Below are 16,156 nucleotides of genomic sequence, written 5' to 3'. Positions count from 1 at the left end.
GCCCTACTTGACCGCGCCCGCCGTGAGGCCGCCCACGATGTACTTCTGCAGGAAGAGGAACAGCGCGACGACCGGCAGGGCGGCGATGACCGCTCCGGCCGAGAAGGCGCTCCAGTCCGCATAGCGCGGGTTGGAGACGAGCTTCGTGAGGCCGACCGCGAGGGTCTGCTTGTCGGTGTCGATGAGCAGCACGGAGGCCACGACGAACTCGTTCACGGACGCGATGAACGAGAGCAGCGCGACGACCGCGAGGATCGGCGCGACGAGCCGCAGCACGATCGTGAAGAAGATGCGTGCATGGCCCGCACCGTCGATCTTCGCCGCCTCGTCGATGGAGACCGGGATCGTATTGAAGAACCCGTACATGAGGAACGTGTTCACGCCCAGCGCGCCGCCGAGGTAGACCATGATCAGGCCGATGTGCGTGTTCAGGCCGATCGCCGGGAAGAGGTCGCCGATCGCGCTCATCAGCAGGAAGATCGCGACGACCGCGAGCAGCTGCGGGAACATCTGCACGACGACGATGCCGATGAGGCCGAACCGGCGGCCCGTGAAGCGCATGCGCGAGAACGAGTACGCGGCGAGCGCACCCAGGAACACCGTGAGCAGCGCGGTGATGCCGGAGATCACGAGGGTGTTCGCGAACCAGGTGGTGAACGGAACCTGCGGGTCGGTGAGGATCCGAACGTAGCTGTCGAACCCGATCTTGGAGAACAGGGCGTTCGAGCCGGTCAGCGTGCCATTGGGGTTCAGCGACGAGGAGATCACGAACACGATCGGGAACAGCGAGAACGCGACCATGACGATGCCGACGACGTGGCGCCAACCGGTGGCCGCGAGCCACCTCCTGAAGTTGAACGGGCGCTTGGGCAGGTCGCGCACCGGGCCGGCGGCGAGCGTGCTGTGCGCCCGGGTCGAGTCGTCGAACTCCTCGAGCTCGCCCACGACGAGGCCGGCCTGGGTTCCGGGAACGGGCTTGCGGGCCATCAGTTCAGCTCCTCGAGGGACTTGGTTCGGCGGAACGCGATGATCGAGATCACGGCGACGATGAGGAAGATGAGGATCGAGTAGGCGCTCGCAAGGCCGTAGTCGCGGGTCTGCCCGGTGAACGCGACCTTGTAGACCATCGTGATCAGGAGGTCCGTGAAGCCGACGGGGATGGGCGCGTTCGAGTCGCGCGGACCGCCGTCGGTGAGCATGTAGATGGTGTTGAAGTTGTTGAAGTTGAACGCGAACGACGCGATGAGCAGCGGCGCGACGCTCACGAGCAGCAGCGGCAGCTTGATCAGGCGGAAGATCGCCCATGGCCTGGCGCCATCGACCTTCGCGGCCTCGAGGATGTCGTCGGGGATGGATTGCAGGGCGCCCATGCACACCAGGAACATGTACGGGAATCCGAGCCAGAGGTTCACGATGAGCACCGAGACCTTGGCGAGCCACGGGTCGGTGAGCCATGGGATGGATGCCCCGCCGAAGAGCACCTGGTTGATGAAGCCGAAGCTCTCGTTCATCATGCCGGCCCAGATCAGCGCCGACAGGAACGAGGGGATCGCGTACGGGAGGATCATCAGCACGCGGTAGACCATGCGCCCGCGCATGCGCAGGTCGTTGAAGACGATCGCGAGGAACAGTCCGAGGAAGAACGTCGATGCCACCGAGATGAGGGCGAAGGCGAAGGTCCAGAGCGTGACGTAGACGAGAGGGCCGGCGAGGCGCGCGTCGGTGACCGCGCGCACGAAGTTGTCGAAGCCGATGACGATCTGCCAGCCGGGCAGCAGCTCCTCGCCGTCCTCCGAGGTGAAGGCGCCCGTGCCGATGTCGGAGTACACCGTTCCCGACTCGAGGTCGGTCATCGTTCCGGCGGCCTCGTCGTACTCGAGGGTCGAGACGTAGAGGTACGCGCTGGATCCGTCCGGCGTGCTCACGGCGCCGTCGTTCGGGTCGTCGGAGAAGGGCACCGCGAGTGCGGTGATCTCGTCGGTGCGCGCGAGCACCTCGGCGAAGCTGAGGGTGGTCCAGCCGTCGGCGGCGACCGCCTTGGACCCGTCGAACACGGCGTTCACGGACTCGAGCGGCTGCTCGGCGGTGCCGACGAGCGCCTCGCCGTCGGGGTCGGTGACGAGCAGGCCGAGCTCGCCGCCCTGGTCGACCACGGTCACGGGGTAGGTCGGCGAGTCCTCGACGCGTTCGAGCGACGAGGCCATGAGCGACGAGACCGCCTGCTCCTTCGTGCCGTTGTGGCCGGTGCCGTAGTTCGTGAAGGCGATGTAGCCCGTGTAGACGAGCACGAACACCTGGAAGATCACGAGGAAGATGACGCCCGGCGTGAGGTACTTCGCCGGCAGCTTGCGACGCGAGAAGTAGATCCAGTTGACGAGGATCGCCACGGCCGCGACGATCGCCGCGACGAGCCACTGGCCCGCCCCGACGAGGATGATGACGCCGAAGATCGCGAGCGCATCGACGATGCCGAGCCCGAGCAGCTTCACGAGCAGCACCTTGATGCCGACGGATGCCGCGTCGGCGATGCCTGCGGCCTGTCGCTGTCGGCGGGTGGGTGGCTTGCCGCCCGGGCCGCCCGTGGTGGGATCGCCGGCCGTGGCCGCCGCTTCGGTCGTGGTGCTCATGCTGCCTGGTCTTCCTGTCGTACGCGGGTGGGAGCCGCCGGTCGAGGAGCAGCCGACGAAGGAGGATGCGTATCGAGACCACGCGTGACGCGGGTCTCGATACGCTCCTCCGTCGCTACTCGACCGACAGCGGTGAACCGGCTATCAGCCGATCGCCGCCTGCACGTCGGCGGCGAGCTTCTGCCACGTCGCCACGGGGTCGGCACCGTTGATGATGTCGGCCTCGGCGATGCCCCAGTACTGCCACACCTGGCCCATGGCCGGGATCGCGGGCATCGGCACGGCGTCGGCGCCTGCGGCGGCGAAGCCCTCGATGATCGGGTCGCTCGAGGCGGTCTCGGCGGCCGCGGCGTTCGCGGGCAGGACGTTGCCGGCCTTGAACAGCTCGAGCTGCGTGTCCTCGCTGCCGAGGTAGTTGACCAGGAAGTCGTTCGCGGCGACCTTGTTCTTCGACTCCGCGGAGATGAAGAAGCCCTTGACGCCGGCGAACGGCTGTGCCGGGTCTGCGGTCGGGCTCGGGGTCGGGTCGACCGCGACGTTGATGCCGGCGTCGACGGCTGCGCCGACGTTCCACGGGCCGGTCAGCCAGAAGGCGGCCGTTCCGTCGATGAAGGCCTGCTTGGCGATGTCGCCGTCGATGTCGGTGTTGAAGACGCCGGTGCCGTTCTTGCCCTGCGAGCCGAGCCAGGTGGCGAACGCCTCGCCGCCGGCGTTGCCGAGCTGCAGGTCTTCGGCGTTGTAGCCGTTCTCGTCGCTGCCGAACACCGGAGCGCCGAACGCGGTCTGGAACGGGTACAGGTGGTACGGGTTGCCCTCGGCGCCCTGCTCGACGACGAACGGCTGCGCGAGGCCGGCGGCCTTGCCCTTCGCGATCATGTCGTCGAAGCTCGTGGCGGCCTCGGGCACGAGGTCGGCGTTGCGGAGCACGGCGATGTTCTCGACCGCGTACGGGAGCATGTAGACGGTGCCGTCGTAGGTCGAGGCGTCGATCGCGACGGGGAGGTACGCGGCGGCGGAGTCGCCGAGTTCGAGCGGGGCGACGACGCCGTTCGTCGAGAGCTCGCCGAGCCAGTCGTGCGCGCCCATCGTGATGTCGGGGCCCTTGCCGGTCGGCACCTGCTGGATGAAGTCGTCCTTGATGTCGGCGTTGTCCTTGCCGACGAGGTCGACCTTCACGCCGGTCTTCTCGGTGTATGCGTCGGCAGCGCCCTTCAGTGCGTCGACGCGCTCGGCGTCGACCCAGACGGTCAGCGTGCCGCTGGCCGAGGCTTCGCTCTCGGAGCCGCTGTCGGCGCCGGCGCAGCTCGCGAGGCCGAGCGTCGCGACGACCGCGACAGCGCCTGCGGCGAGGAGGCTCTTCGTGTTCACCCTCATTGGTGTGCCCTTCTCAGTGTGCGTGAGACCGGCGCCTTCGCCGGGCGCCGGTTCCTGTGCCCAGTTCTGGGGAGAGGACGTGCACCGTGACCGAAAGGCCGTTCTTCCGTGTGAAATGCCCGCAGGAAATGCAAGCGATTACAGGTATACCTTCCCTCATGTCAATCGCCAAACCGGGAGCGCTCTATCGATACGGGTTTGTGACCATCGACGTTTCCAACAGGTTATGCAAGCGTTTCCATATGCTTGACGCATGTCGTACAGTGGCGCCATGACTTCCGAGTGGTGGCGGACCGCCACGATCTACCAGATCTATCCACGCTCCTTCGCCGACGCGAACGGCGACGGCATGGGCGACCTCGCGGGCATCACCGCGCACCTCGCCGACCTCCAGGAACTCGGCATCGATGCCATCTGGCTGTCGCCGTTCTACACGTCGCCCCAACGCGACGCCGGGTACGACGTCGCCGACTACTGCGACGTCGACCCGCTGTTCGGCACGCTCGCCGACTTCGACGCGATGCTCGCCGAGGCGCATGCCCGAGGCATCCGGGTCATCGTCGACCTCGTGCCGAACCACTCGTCCGACGAGCACGAGTGGTTCCAGGCCGCCCTCGCGGCGGCCCCAGGCAGCGCCGAGCGCGCCCGCTACCTCTTCCGCGACGGGCGCGGCCCCGCCGGCGACGAGCCGCCCAACAACTGGGAGTCCGTGTTCGGCGGCCCCGCGTGGACGCGCATCGCCGAGGCCGACGGCACGCCCGGGCAGTGGTACCTGCACCTCTTCGACAGCTCGCAGCCCGACTTCGACTGGACGAACGAGGAGGTGCGCGAGGAGTTCCGCCGCATCCTCCGCTTCTGGCTCGACCGCGGCGTCGACGGCTTCCGCGTCGACGTGGCGCACGGCATGATCAAGGCCGACGGCCTGCCCGACTACACCCCGCCCGCCGAGGGCGGCAGCATGGGCGGAGCGGGCGGCGTCGCCGGGGACGCCGGGGACGCCGCCGGCGTCGCACTCGAACCCGAGATCAGCGACGAGGGCGACGGCGCGCCGTACTGGGGCCAGGACGGCGTGCACGAGATCTACCGCGACTGGCGGACGCTGCTCGACGAGTACGCGGGTGAGCGCATCCTCGCCGCCGAGGCCTGGGTCGACCCGCTCCCCCGCGTGGCCAAGTGGGTGCGTCCCGACGAGATGCACCAGGCGTTCAACTTCGCGTACCTCGAGACCCCGTGGAACGCCGCGGCCCTGCGCACGGTCGTCGACGCCTCGCTCGAGGCGTTCGGCGCGGTCGGTGCTCCCTCGACGTGGGTGCTCTCGAACCACGACGTCGTGCGGCACGCGACCCGCCTCGCGCTGACCGAGGCGAACCCGCAGGGTCACGGCCTCGGCGCGCGCTCGAAGGGCCTTCCCGAGTACGCGGCCGGTGTGCGCCGCGCCCGCGCCGCCACCGCGTTCATGCTCGCGCTGCCCGGTTCGTCGTACCTCTACCAGGGCGAGGAGCTCGGCCTTCCCGAGGTCATCGACCTGCCGGACGAGGCGCGCCAGGACCCCACCTGGTTCCGCACGGACCGCGAGCGCTACGGGCGCGACGGATGCCGCGTGCCGCTGCCCTGGAATGCGGATGCCGCGAACTACGGCTTCGGCGAGACCGGCACGCCGTGGCTGCCGCAGCCCGAGCTGTGGGGCACGCTCGCCCGCGACGCGCAGCGCGGCGACCCGGACTCCACGCTCGAGCTCTACCGCGCGGCCCTCCGCCTGCGGCGCGAGCACGCCCTCGGCGCCGGACGCCTCGAATGGACCGAGCTCGACGGCGTCGACGACCCGTCCGTGCTGGCCTTCCGCAACGGCGACGTGCTCGTCGTGGCGAACACCGGCTCGGATGCCGTGGCACTGCCCGCCGGCGAGCTGCTGCTCGCGAGCGGACCGCTCGACGCCGGTGCGCTGCCCGGCGACACGACCGCCTGGATCGCCGCCTGAGCGACGAACCCGACGAACGAACGGGCCGGCCTCCGCACTCGCGGAGGCCGGCCCGTTCGTGTGCCACGCACCCTCGCCGCGCCTTCGCGCGCCACGACGTTTCGCCGCGCCACGATCCATTGCACGCCTCTGCAGACGTCGTGGACACGCAACAGGTCGTGGCACGGCGCAAGGGGCACAGCGGTGCGCGTGCGCCCGACCGGGTCGCCGCGGCATCCGCTCGACCGATCAGGGCACGGACGAACCGGAGCCCCGAGCCGCGTCAGTTCGTGTTGGCGTAGAGCCAGTCGAGCGGGTCGACCCACTCGCCCTTGATGCCGCCGATGCGGATCTCGAAGTGCAGGTGCGGGCCGGTGGACATGCCCGTCGTGCCGGTGTTGCCGAGCACGTCGCCGACATGCACCGTGTCGCCGACCTCGAAGCGCCGGGAGTCGTACTGCATGTGCGCGTACACGCTCGTGATGGTCTGGCCGTCGATCTGGTGGTCGATCATCGTGACGACGCCGAGGGATCCGCCTTCATCGGTCGACTCGGACACGACGCCGTCGGCGATCGCCTGGATCTCCGCGCCGTAGCCGGGGTTGAAGTCCTGGCCGTGGTGGTCTTCGGAGCAGCCGGCGCAGTCGCGGTAGCCGAATCGGTCGCCGATGTGCACGCCGACCGCGAACGGCCACTGGATGGTGCCGCTCGGGTTGTTGGTGAAGGTCGCCTCGGGTCGGATGCCGGCGGCCTCGGCGTACTCCTCGATCGTCTGCGACGCGTAGCCCTCGCGATCGACGGACTGGGCCACGACGTCGCCGTTGATGAGCATGCGCTGGCCGTCGATGGAGTCCGTGCCGTACTGCGAGAGCGCCAGCGCCTGCACGTCGTCCTCGGAGAGCAACGACAACGCGGGGATCGTCGTGGCCACGGCGAGCATCGCCACGAAGCTCATGGCGACGATGCTGGCGAGGCCGCGAGCGCGACGACGGGACGGCTTGGCGCTGATCGAGCGGGTCGGAGCTGCCTGGTCGACGCGGGCGCCTGCGTCGGACGTGCTGCGTCGACGGCCCTGATGCGGCGCGGTGCCCGCACCGGCAGCGCTCGCCGCCCGGCGCGGGGAGTGGGCCGATGCCTCTGCCTGCCGGCTGGCCGGGTGGCGCTGACGTCGTTCGGCGGCCGGCACGGCGGCGGTCGCCGCAGCCTCGGCCGCGGGCGACTCGGCCTCGATCTGCAGGCCGAAGATGTCGAGTCCGGTGATCTCGGTCGCCGCGGGGATCGCGAGCGGCGAGGCCGTGGGGATGGGCGGGACGGCGGGCGCCTGCTGGGCGGGATCGAAGGCGCGGCGCGCTCGACGGGAGGATTCGACGCCGGCCGACGACGCGGGACGTTCGGTTCCGGCAGTGGGGCCCTCGGAACGCGCCCGCTCGGTCTGCGGGGCCCCGGTGGGGGATGCGCCGGTGAACCGCGCGGCGGACTCGGGCTGTGCGGGTCGGGCGGGCTGCGCGGGCTGCGTCCGCGCTGCCGCGGGGCGGCCGCCGAACAGGTCGTCGAACGCCGGACGTACCGGAGCAGGAGGAGCCGCCGAAACCGGCGCCTGCGTCGGAGTCGATGCCGCCTGGGCAACCGGCGCCGCCGGAGTCGCGGTGGCCGCCTGTCCCGCCTGGACCTCGTGGACGGCCTGGGCGGCCTCGCGTTCGCGGAGTTCCCGACGCGTCAGGGGGCGCGCGGACCGCAGCGGATCCATGGTGCCGGGCGTTGAGTCGTCAGGCACGAGGGGGGACTCGAGCACGTGGGGGAACCTTCGACAGGGGAACAGGGGGCGGAGGTGGCATCCCGACTCCGTGCCGAGATTACAGATCGGTAAAGGCTACCCCGAACCCGTCCCCGCGCGCCATCGGATCCGGGGCTGATCCGTCGCGCGGGAGCCGTTCCGCGACGTAATCCGCAGCGACCGCGTCAGTGCGCCGCGAGGGGGCGACGATGCCGCCGCATCCTGCGAAACACCTGCGAATCCCGGAGCACCGGAACTGGCGGGGCGGCGGTTCGAGACTCAGGCGTCGAGGCCCGCTCGGCGCAGCAGCGCGACGAGCTCCTCGTGGAGCCCCGGGGCCGCCGCGACGAGCAGTTCGGAGTTCTCGCGACCGCCGCGGGGTCCGGTGACCACGGCGCCCGCCTCTCGGGCGATGAGGGCACCCGCGGCATGGTCCCACGCGTTCAGCCCGCGCTCGTAGTAGGCGTCGACGCGACCGGCGGCGAGTGCCGCGAGGTCGAGCGCAGCCGACCCGCCGCGGCGGATGTCGCGCACCCCGGGCAGCACCTCGAGCAGCACCTCGGCCTGTCGGCGGCGCAGGTCCTGCGCGTAGCCGAATCCGGTCGCGACGAGCGCCTGGTGCAGCGGCACCTCCTCGTTCACGGTGAGCCGGCCTCCGGCCGGGCCCGGGCCGCCGGCCGCGCCGCCACCCGCGCCGCCGCCGAACCACGCTCCTCCGCCGAGGCTCGCCTCGAACAGCTCGCCGCTCACCGGGCTGAGCACCACGCCGGCCAGGGTCGCGCCCTCGATGCCGCCGGGGCCGGTCGCGGCATCCGCCCCTCCGCGCTCGGCGACGCCGATGCTGACCGCCCACGCGGGGATGCCGTAGAGGAAGTTCACGGTGCCGTCGATGGGGTCGACGATCCAGTCGAGGCCGCTCGTGCCGATGTGCGCGGCGTCCTCCTCGCCGACGATGCCGTCGTGGGGGCGTGCGTCGAGGATCAGCGAGCGGATGAGTGCCTCGGTGTCGCGGTCGACCGCGGTCACCACGTCGGTCGGCGTGGACTTGGTCGCCGCCACGCTCACGCCGCGTCCCCGCGCCTCGAGCGCGAACTCCGCGGCGCGCACCGCGATCCCGTGAGCGAGGGCGAGCAGGTCTGCGGAAACCGGGGTCGACGTCATGACCCCAAACTACGCGGCCGCCCGCTCCCCGCTCCCCGCTCCCCGGAGCGCGGGTTCGGAGCCCGCGAACCGCCCCGCCCGACAACGACGAAGCCCCGACTCAGTTCGCGAGGCGTCTGACCGGGGCTTTCGGTGGCGAGTGAGGGATTCGAACCCCCGAAGTCGATGACAGCTGATTTACAGTCAGATCCCTTTGGCCGCTTGGGTAACTCGCCAGTCGCACCCGACCGCGTTCTGCACACAACCGGGGGCCTGTCAAGGATACCCATGAGGTGGCGTGTCGTGAAATCGAGGCCGAAAGCGGATGCCGCGGCATCCGTTCGCACCGCGTGACGCCCGGATTCACGCGGGCCGTCGGCCGCCTACTGCGAGCGCCACCACGGCATCTCGGCCGTCGTGTTGTGATCCTCGGACGGGAACTCCGCGGTATCGCTCGACGCGGAGTACGCCGGCGCGCCGGTCGGCAGCCCGACGGTCGGCAGCGCGGCGGTCGTGGTCGGCTGCGGAGCGGCACCCGAGGCGGCCGCAGCGGCAGCCGCCGCATCCCGCTCACGGCGCTCGTCGGCCGCGCGCCACGCCTGCGCCGAGCCGCGAAGGCCCGCGCGCTGGATGACCCGCTGGATCGTGAGCCCGCGCTCGTTCGGCTTCGGCACGAAGCGGATGTCGCGCAGTCCCTGCTCCTGCGCCGCGGACTCGAACACGAAGTGCCCGTACCCGAGGATGCGGCCGATGAGCGGCCGGTGCACCGAGATGTCGAGGATTCGCGCGAGCGGCATGGTCGCGATGTTCTGGGTGAGGATGCCGTGCACGCGGAACACGCGCATGTTCGTGATCACGAAGCGGTCCATGCGGGCGCCCATGATGCGCCACGACGCATGCAGCACGAGGCCGAGCGCGAGCAGCAGCGGCACCCAGTACGCCTCCGACGGCAGCCAGAGGATCAGCAGCAGGACCGGCACGGCCGCTGCCGCCTCGAGGATCGCACCCACGACCGCGGCCCAGTGCTTGCGCACCTCGTCGACGACGAACTCGCCCTCGTCGGCGATCAGGTGCCGCTCGACGCGCGGGTCTCCGAGGAAGCCCATGGGCTCAGGAGGAGGCGAGCGTGCTGAAGAACTGGCCGATCGCCTCGGTCGCGCTGAACACGGCGCCGAACGCGCCCTGCACGATGTTCGCGGCCTCTTCGGGGCGCGTGATCACGTAGAACGCGGCGAACACCACGACGAGCGTGAGGACGATTCGTTTGACCCACTTCACGTGCGTGATTCCCTTCGGTTCGGTGGCTGGCGGACACCGCCCCTCCCCCGAACGTGGGCCCGACCGTGCCTGTCTACCTTACGAGGGCGGGTCGGACAACGCGCCACGCAGGGCTGCGACGATAGGATGTCGAGGTTCCGCCAGACCCGGATGGAGGCGCGATGGCCGGCATCGAAGAGGTCGCACGGCTCGCCGGCGTGTCCACGGCGACCGTCTCGAGGGCGCTGAGCGGGCGCGGGCACGTCTCCGCCGCATCCAAGTCGAAGGTGCTCGACGCCGCCGCGCAGCTCGGCTACGTCGTCTCCTCGAACGCCTCCAGCCTCGCCTCGGGGCGCACGCGCAACATCGGCGTCGTGATCCCGTTCCTCAATCGCTGGTTCTTCTCCTCGGTGCTCGAGGGCGCTCAGGGCGCGCTCCTCCGCCGCGGATACGACCTCACGCTGTACAACCTCTCGGGCGACGGCGGCGAGCGCTCGAGCGTGTTCGAGCACTTCCTGCTCCGCCAGCGCGTCGACGCCGTGATCGCCGTCTCGCTGGAGCTCACCGAGCCCGAGGTCGCTCGCCTCCACGACCTCGGCAAGCCGCTCGTCGGCGTCGGCGGTCCGATCACCGGCGTCCGCACCCTCACCATCGACGACGTCGCCGTCGCCAGGCTCGCCACCGAGCACCTGCTCGCGCTCGGCCACCGCCGCATCGCGCACATCGGCGGCGACCTCGAGAACGACCTCGACTTCCACCTGCCCACGAACCGCCGTCACGGCTACGAGAACGCCCTGCGCGACGCCGGCATCGAGGTCGACGGCCGCCTGTTCGCCCCGGCCGACTTCACCATCCGCGGCGGCTTCCACGCGGCCAAGCAGCTGCTGGGCGTGCCGCACGACCGGCCGACGGCGATCTTCGCGGCATCAGACGAGATGGCGATCGGATCGATCCTCGCCGCACGCGAGCTCGGCCTCGTCGTGCCCCGCGATGTGTCGATCATCGGCATCGACGACCACGACCTCGCCGACTTCTTCGGGCTCTCGACGGTCGCGCAGTTCCCGCGGTTCCAGGGCGAGAAGGCGGTCGAGATCCTCATGGAACAGCTCGAACCCGGGTCGGATGCCGCGGCGCCCGCCTCGACGCCCCTCCCGTTCGAGCTGCGCGTGCGCTCGTCGACGGCCACCCCGCCGTCGGCCTGACGGTCGCCCGCGCCGACCGCGCCGACCGCGCCGACCGCGCACGGCGCCCGCCCGCGCACGGCGACCGGCCGCGCCATGACGGGGAGCGACCCCGACCGGCAGGATCAGACGCCCGGGCGCCTGCACGCGGCATCCGCTGTTCGCATGGGCGAGGCCCTCGGTAGACTGGCCCGCATGGCTGATTCCACGTTTGACATCGTCTCCAAGGTCGACCACATGGAGGCCGAGAACGCCGTCAACCAGGCGCGCAAAGAGGTCGAGCAGCGCTACGACTTCAAGAACGTCGGCGCCTCGGTCGAGTGGTCGGGCGAGAAGATCCTGCTGAAGGCCCAGACCGACGAGCGCGTCAAGGCCGTGCTCGAGGTCGTCGAGTCGAAGTTCATCAAGCGCGGCATCACGCTGCGCTCGCTCGACACGGGCGAGCCCTACCCCTCCGGCAAGGAGTTCCGCATCGAGATCTCGCTGAAGAACGGCATCGACAGCGAGAACGCGAAGAAGATCTCGAAGATCATCCGCGACGAGGCCCCGAAGTCGGTCAAGAGCCAGATCCAGGGCGACGAGCTGCGCGTCTCGTCCAAGAGCCGCGACGACCTGCAGGCGACCATGGCCCTCCTCAAGGGCAAGGACCTCGAGGTCGCGCTGCAGTTCACGAACTTCCGCTGATCGGCGCGCGGCGGATACCCGCCGTCGCACACATCTCACGAAACCCCTTGAGCTGTCTCCGGACCGCATTCTCGCGGTCCTTCTCGCCGATGACGGCGAGGGCGGATGCCTCGGCGCCGCCGTTGCCCAAGTACTTGCCGTTGCCGTCGGCTTCGGCGCCGACGGCATACGCCTCCCAGGAGAAGTCGAGGTGGGCACTCCGCCCGAGCTCCGGCAACCAGAGTCGATGCTGCAGCGTCGGCGCAGGAAAGCCCCACTCCTCGATCACGAGTCGACTGCATGTCTCGAGCGGGGTGTCGGCTCCGGTGGACGCGCGCCCGAGCACCGCAGCCACCCTTCGACTCCCGATGAAGCGTCCCATGCGCTGCCGCTCGGCGTTCAGCCGCTCCAAGGTCGTTCGAGGCGGATGGGTTCGACTGCGGGTGGTGCGAAGCGCCGCATCGACCGCGGTCAGCGCCGCACCCAACGGCGCGGCGCGACACAGCTGGATCAGCGAATGCTCGACGGAGGTGACCGCGGCCCCCTCGATGACCTCGATCGCCGGACGGTAGCCCGAGGTCCGCGCGATCGAGTCGACGCCGCGACGTCGATACCCTTGGTGATCGGCGGCCAGCACCGTGATCAGCATCGGCCACGACCCCACGATCGGGAGTCCGTGCACTGCGATCGCCGAGTACGACGTGAAGATCGGCGCCCGCAGTGTCTGCGCGGCGGCGAGGACGAACCGGCGGTATTCGAGCGCACGCTGCTCGGACTCGCTCGCCTTCGCGAACTCGGGATCGCCGGACAGCGGTGCCGCGTACACGCCGCGACGCACGCGCTCCACGACTCCGGCCGCGACGGGGCAGGGAGAGGGGAGGCGCGCGGGCTAGCGCGCGCGGCGCGGCGCGTAGCCCCGCAGCCAGCGCGTGATCGCGGCGTAGGCGGCGGCCCGCACGGGCTCGCGCGAGAGGAACACGTCGTGCAGCGCGCCGTCGATGCGGGCGACCGTCACCTGGGGCCCGAGCCTGAGGGTGCGCTCCGCGATCTCGTCGACGACGAGCACGATGTCCGATGAGCGCATGGCTTCGTCCCACCGGGGCAGCAGCGTCGACCGCTTCGAGAGCAGGGTGAGCACGGGCGCCCCGACGTCGATGCGGCCGGCGACGGTCGCGTGCCCGGCGAGCACCCCCGTGAGCCAGGCCGGGTGCACCGTGAATCCGCGGTCGGGCCGCCACTCGTGCGAGTACTCCCACTCGCCGCCGAACTCCTTCGCGACGGTGCGCGTGTAGAACCCGAGATCGACGTTCGGCATCGGGCCGAGCGGGTTCACGCGCGCGCCCCACCCGATGACGGGTGCGAGCGCCGCACGGCCGGCGCTGCTCAGCTGGAACTCCAGCCACGGGCTGTTCAGCACGAGCGCCGCCGCCCTCCCCTGGTTGCGCGCCGACCAGAGGCTGAGCGTCAGTCCGCCGGTCGAGTGGCCGAGCAGCACGAGCGATCGGGCGGATGCCGCGGCGCCGCGCCCGTGCCCCATGGCCGTCAGCGCCGCCTCGAGGTCGTCGTCGTACGTGGCGAGGTCGGTGACGAAGCCGGGGGTCTGCCCGGGGCGCAGGCTCCGGCCGTACTTGCGCAGGTCGAGCGCGAAGAACCGGGCTCCCGCGTCGGACCAGTAGCGTGCGAGCTCGGGGTTGAAGAAGTAGTCGCTCCAGCCGTGCACGTAGAGCACGTCGATGCCGGATGCCGCGCCGCGCCGCAGCGGCCACCGGAACCCGGGCACGTGGCGCACGAGCGTCGCGACGACGTCACCCTCGTCGTCGGTGCCGAGCGGCAGCGTGAGCTGCTCGAATCCCGGCCCGAGCACGTCGGGACGCCACGCCTCGGACTGCGGATCCGCCACGACACCTCCCCCGGGGTCTCGGTGGGATCAGCCTATCGCCGGGATCCCGAGGAGCGACGGGGCGTCGCCTGCCAGGAGCAGCGCGATGACCGCACCGGCGAGCATCGAGGGTCCGAACGGGATCGAACCGCGCAGGGTGACGCGGCGCGTCGCGAGCGCGACGATCGAGGTCGCGCCGCCGACGACGAACGCGCCGAGGAGCCCGATCACCCAGGCCGAGAGGCCGAACCAGCCGAGCACGAGGCCGATGAGCAGCGCGAGCTTGACGTCGCCCATGCCCATCGATCCGGGCGAGATCAGGGCGAGCAGCAGGAACACCGCGAACATGGCGGCGGCACCGACGAGCGCCCAGACGAACGCGCCCGGCCTGCCGGCCATGATCGAGGCCGGCAGCAGCAGCACGGCGACGGCCGCGAGCGTCGGGAACACGACGGCGTTCGGCAACCGGTGCTCGATGAGGTCCACGAGGGCGAGCACCGTCGCGCCCGCCGCGAACGCGAGGACCGCGGGCAGCACCCAGGTCGCCCCGAGCCGGGCGGTGAGCGCCCCGAAGGTCGCGGCGGTCACCACGGCGGCGGCGATGCGCAGCGTGCGCAGTGACCCCCGACGACCGCTCGGCGAGCGCAGCGATCGCGCGGTCCGCGCGGCGAGCGGCCACCAGCCGAGCGCGGCGCCGAGCACCGCGCACCCCAGCGCGGTGACGATCACGGACTCGTACGGCACGGAGGGCAGCGTATCGGCTCGGCCGACGCCGACCCGAGCGCCGTGCACAGGAGCGCATGCCGCGCCCGCGACATCCGTTCGTGGAGGACGACGGGTCAGGACGCCCGGGTCGGCGCGGCAGATCAGTGCTGGCGGTCAGGGCGGCCCGGTCAGGCATCGCCGCGCGAGACCTGCACCATGTCGTCGCGGGGCACGACCTTGATGCGCACTCGACCGTCGGCCTCGCCGAGCGACCGCTCGTGCTGGTCGAGTCGGTGCCAGCCGTCGAGGTCGGTGTAGGCGATGCCGCGCGAGTCGAGCAGCTCGAGCACCGACTCCTCGGAGGGCGACTCGGGGGTCCACCAGTTGCCGAGGTCGTTGATGACGTGCTTGATGGTCTCCATGGCGTCGGACTTCGTGTGCCCGATGAGGCCCACGGGGCCGCGCTTGATCCAGCCGGTGGCGTAGACGCCGTACATCTGGCGCGATTCACCGGTCTCTGGGTCGCGCGTGAGCACCTGCCCCTCATGGTTCGGGATCACGCCGAGCTGCTCGTCGAACGGCACGCCCTGCAGCTGCGACCCGAAGTAGCCGACGGCCCGGTAGAGGGCCTGGATCGGGAGCTCCCGGATCTCTCCGGTGCCGACGACACCGCCCGCCCCGTCGGACCTCGTTCGCTCCCACCGGATCGCCCCGACCCGGCCGGTGCCGTCGTCGACGATCTCGAGCGGCTTGGCGAAGAAGTGCAGGTGCAGCCGGCGGCTCGCCTCGCCGACCGAGCGCTGCCGCCACTGCTGCAGCACCTTGTCGATGACGAAGACCTGCTTGTTGCCGGCGACCGCCGCGCGCGCCGCGTCGTCGTAGTCGAAGTCCTCGTCGTCGACGATCATGTCGACGTCGCGCAGCTCGCCGAGCTCGCGCAGTTCGAGGGGCGTGAACTTGACGGAGGTCGGGCCACGGCGCCCGAACACGTGCACGTCGGTCACGGGCGACGCCGCGAGCCCCGCCGCGACGTTGTCGGGGATCTCGGTGACCATCAGGTCTTCGACGTGCTTGGCGAGGATGCGCGAGACGTCGAGCGCGACGTTGCCGTTGCCGATGACGGCGACCTCGCGGGCCTCGAGCGGCCAGGTGCGCGGCACGTCGGGGTGCCCGTCGAACCAGCTCACGAACTCGGCGGCGCCGTACGAGCCCTCGAGGCCGATGCCCGGCAGGCTGAGCGAGGCGTCCTTGACCGCGCCGGTGGCGAAGATGACCGCGTTGTAGTGGTGCTTCAGGTCGTCGAGCGTGAGGTCCTCACCGAAGCGCACGTTGCCGAAGATGCGGATGTCGCCGCGGTCGAGCACCTCGCGGAGGGCCGTGATGATGCCCTTGATGCGCGGATGGTCGGGCGCGACGCCGTAGCGGACGAGCCCGTAGGGCGCCGGCAGGTGGTCGAAGAGGTCGATCGAGACGTCGAAGTTGCGCTCGGCCTTCAGCAGGATGTCGGCGGCGTAGATGCCCGCTGGCCCGGCACCGACGATCGCGAGTCGTAGCTTGTTCCTGGTCACGGTGCTCGTTCCTCCATCATCGGATTTCCGG

14 protein-coding genes and 1 tRNA gene are annotated in these 16,156 nt (G+C 70.7%); 3 read left to right on the top strand and 12 right to left on the bottom strand.

Annotated features, from left to right (window positions below; all coding sequences use genetic code 11):
* Nucleotides 1-3: 3 nt before the first annotated feature.
* The 3 genes from ABIC29_RS01060 to ABIC29_RS01050 all read right to left on the bottom strand — a co-directional run bounded on the left by ABIC29_RS01060 (nt 4) and on the right by ABIC29_RS01050 (nt 4,001).
* The gene (locus ABIC29_RS01060) at nt 4-987 is read right to left on the bottom strand and encodes a sugar ABC transporter permease (RefSeq protein ID WP_116080463.1); all 984 of its coding nucleotides are present in this window, start codon (nt 985-987) and stop codon (nt 4-6) included.
* A complete protein-coding gene (locus tag ABIC29_RS01055) occupies nt 987-2,627 on the bottom strand; it encodes an ABC transporter permease subunit (RefSeq protein WP_116080462.1) in 1,641 nt (546 codons plus the stop codon). The genes ABIC29_RS01060 and ABIC29_RS01055 overlap by 1 nt, the downstream gene beginning before the upstream one ends.
* Nucleotides 2,628-2,771: 144 nt before the next feature.
* Complete coding sequence (locus ABIC29_RS01050; protein WP_116080461.1) at nt 2,772-4,001, bottom strand: sugar ABC transporter substrate-binding protein; 1,230 nt, start codon at nt 3,999-4,001, stop codon at nt 2,772-2,774.
* Nucleotides 4,002-4,272: 271 nt separating this feature from the next.
* Here ABIC29_RS01050 and ABIC29_RS01045 point away from each other — a divergent pair, with 271 nt between their 5' ends.
* Nucleotides 4,273-5,979, top strand: a complete 1,707-nt coding sequence (locus tag ABIC29_RS01045) for a glycoside hydrolase family 13 protein (RefSeq protein WP_116080460.1) — start codon at nt 4,273-4,275, stop codon at nt 5,977-5,979.
* Between the two features lie 262 nt (nt 5,980-6,241).
* Here ABIC29_RS01045 and ABIC29_RS01040 read toward each other — a convergent pair whose 3' ends face one another.
* From ABIC29_RS01040 to ABIC29_RS01020, 5 genes are all read right to left on the bottom strand, one after another.
* A complete protein-coding gene (locus tag ABIC29_RS01040) occupies nt 6,242-7,750 on the bottom strand; it encodes a peptidoglycan DD-metalloendopeptidase family protein (protein WP_147309101.1) in 1,509 nt (502 codons plus the stop codon).
* 261 nt (nt 7,751-8,011) lie between these two features.
* On the bottom strand, nt 8,012-8,893 hold the full coding sequence (locus tag ABIC29_RS01035) for an inositol monophosphatase family protein (RefSeq protein WP_116080458.1): 882 nt from the start codon (nt 8,891-8,893) through the stop codon (nt 8,012-8,014).
* 133 nt (nt 8,894-9,026) lie between these two features.
* Nucleotides 9,027-9,108, bottom strand: a tRNA-Tyr gene (locus ABIC29_RS01030).
* 147 nt (nt 9,109-9,255) lie between these two features.
* The gene (locus tag ABIC29_RS01025; RefSeq protein ID WP_116080457.1) at nt 9,256-9,978 is read right to left on the bottom strand and encodes a PH domain-containing protein; all 723 of its coding nucleotides are present in this window, start codon (nt 9,976-9,978) and stop codon (nt 9,256-9,258) included.
* Between the two features lie 4 nt (nt 9,979-9,982).
* Nucleotides 9,983-10,150 (bottom strand): hypothetical protein, encoded by a 168-nt coding sequence (locus tag ABIC29_RS01020; RefSeq protein WP_170298535.1) that lies wholly within the window; start codon nt 10,148-10,150, stop codon nt 9,983-9,985.
* Nucleotides 10,151-10,311: 161 nt separating this feature from the next.
* Between ABIC29_RS01020 and ABIC29_RS01015 the strand changes: the two genes are divergently transcribed.
* Entirely contained in the window at nt 10,312-11,331 is a 1,020-nt protein-coding gene (locus ABIC29_RS01015; protein WP_116080456.1) for a LacI family DNA-binding transcriptional regulator, read from the top strand.
* 174 nt (nt 11,332-11,505) lie between these two features.
* On the top strand, nt 11,506-11,994 hold the full coding sequence (locus ABIC29_RS01010) for a YajQ family cyclic di-GMP-binding protein (protein ID WP_092964035.1): 489 nt from the start codon (nt 11,506-11,508) through the stop codon (nt 11,992-11,994).
* Here ABIC29_RS01010 and ABIC29_RS01005 read toward each other — a convergent pair.
* The 4 genes from ABIC29_RS01005 to ABIC29_RS00990 form a co-directional block, all read right to left on the bottom strand.
* Entirely contained in the window at nt 11,978-12,820 is an 843-nt protein-coding gene (locus tag ABIC29_RS01005) for a hypothetical protein (RefSeq protein WP_354241947.1), read from the bottom strand. The genes ABIC29_RS01010 and ABIC29_RS01005 overlap by 17 nt on opposite strands.
* 42 nt (nt 12,821-12,862) lie before the next feature.
* Complete coding sequence (locus ABIC29_RS01000; protein ID WP_354241944.1) at nt 12,863-13,873, bottom strand: alpha/beta hydrolase; 1,011 nt, start codon at nt 13,871-13,873, stop codon at nt 12,863-12,865.
* Nucleotides 13,874-13,900: 27 nt separating this feature from the next.
* On the bottom strand, nt 13,901-14,596 hold the full coding sequence (locus ABIC29_RS00995) for a prepilin peptidase (RefSeq protein ID WP_354241941.1): 696 nt from the start codon (nt 14,594-14,596) through the stop codon (nt 13,901-13,903).
* A gap of 149 nt (nt 14,597-14,745) precedes the next feature.
* A complete protein-coding gene (locus tag ABIC29_RS00990; RefSeq protein WP_116080451.1) occupies nt 14,746-16,125 on the bottom strand; it encodes an FAD-dependent oxidoreductase in 1,380 nt (459 codons plus the stop codon).
* Between the last annotated feature and the right edge of the window lie 31 nt (nt 16,126-16,156).

Source organism: Agromyces sp. PvR057, from assembly GCF_040547485.1.
Lineage (GTDB): Bacteria > Actinomycetota > Actinomycetes > Actinomycetales > Microbacteriaceae > Agromyces.
The sequence above is the reverse complement of the archived record's forward strand: the minus strand, read 5'-3'. Positions and strand labels throughout refer to the sequence as shown.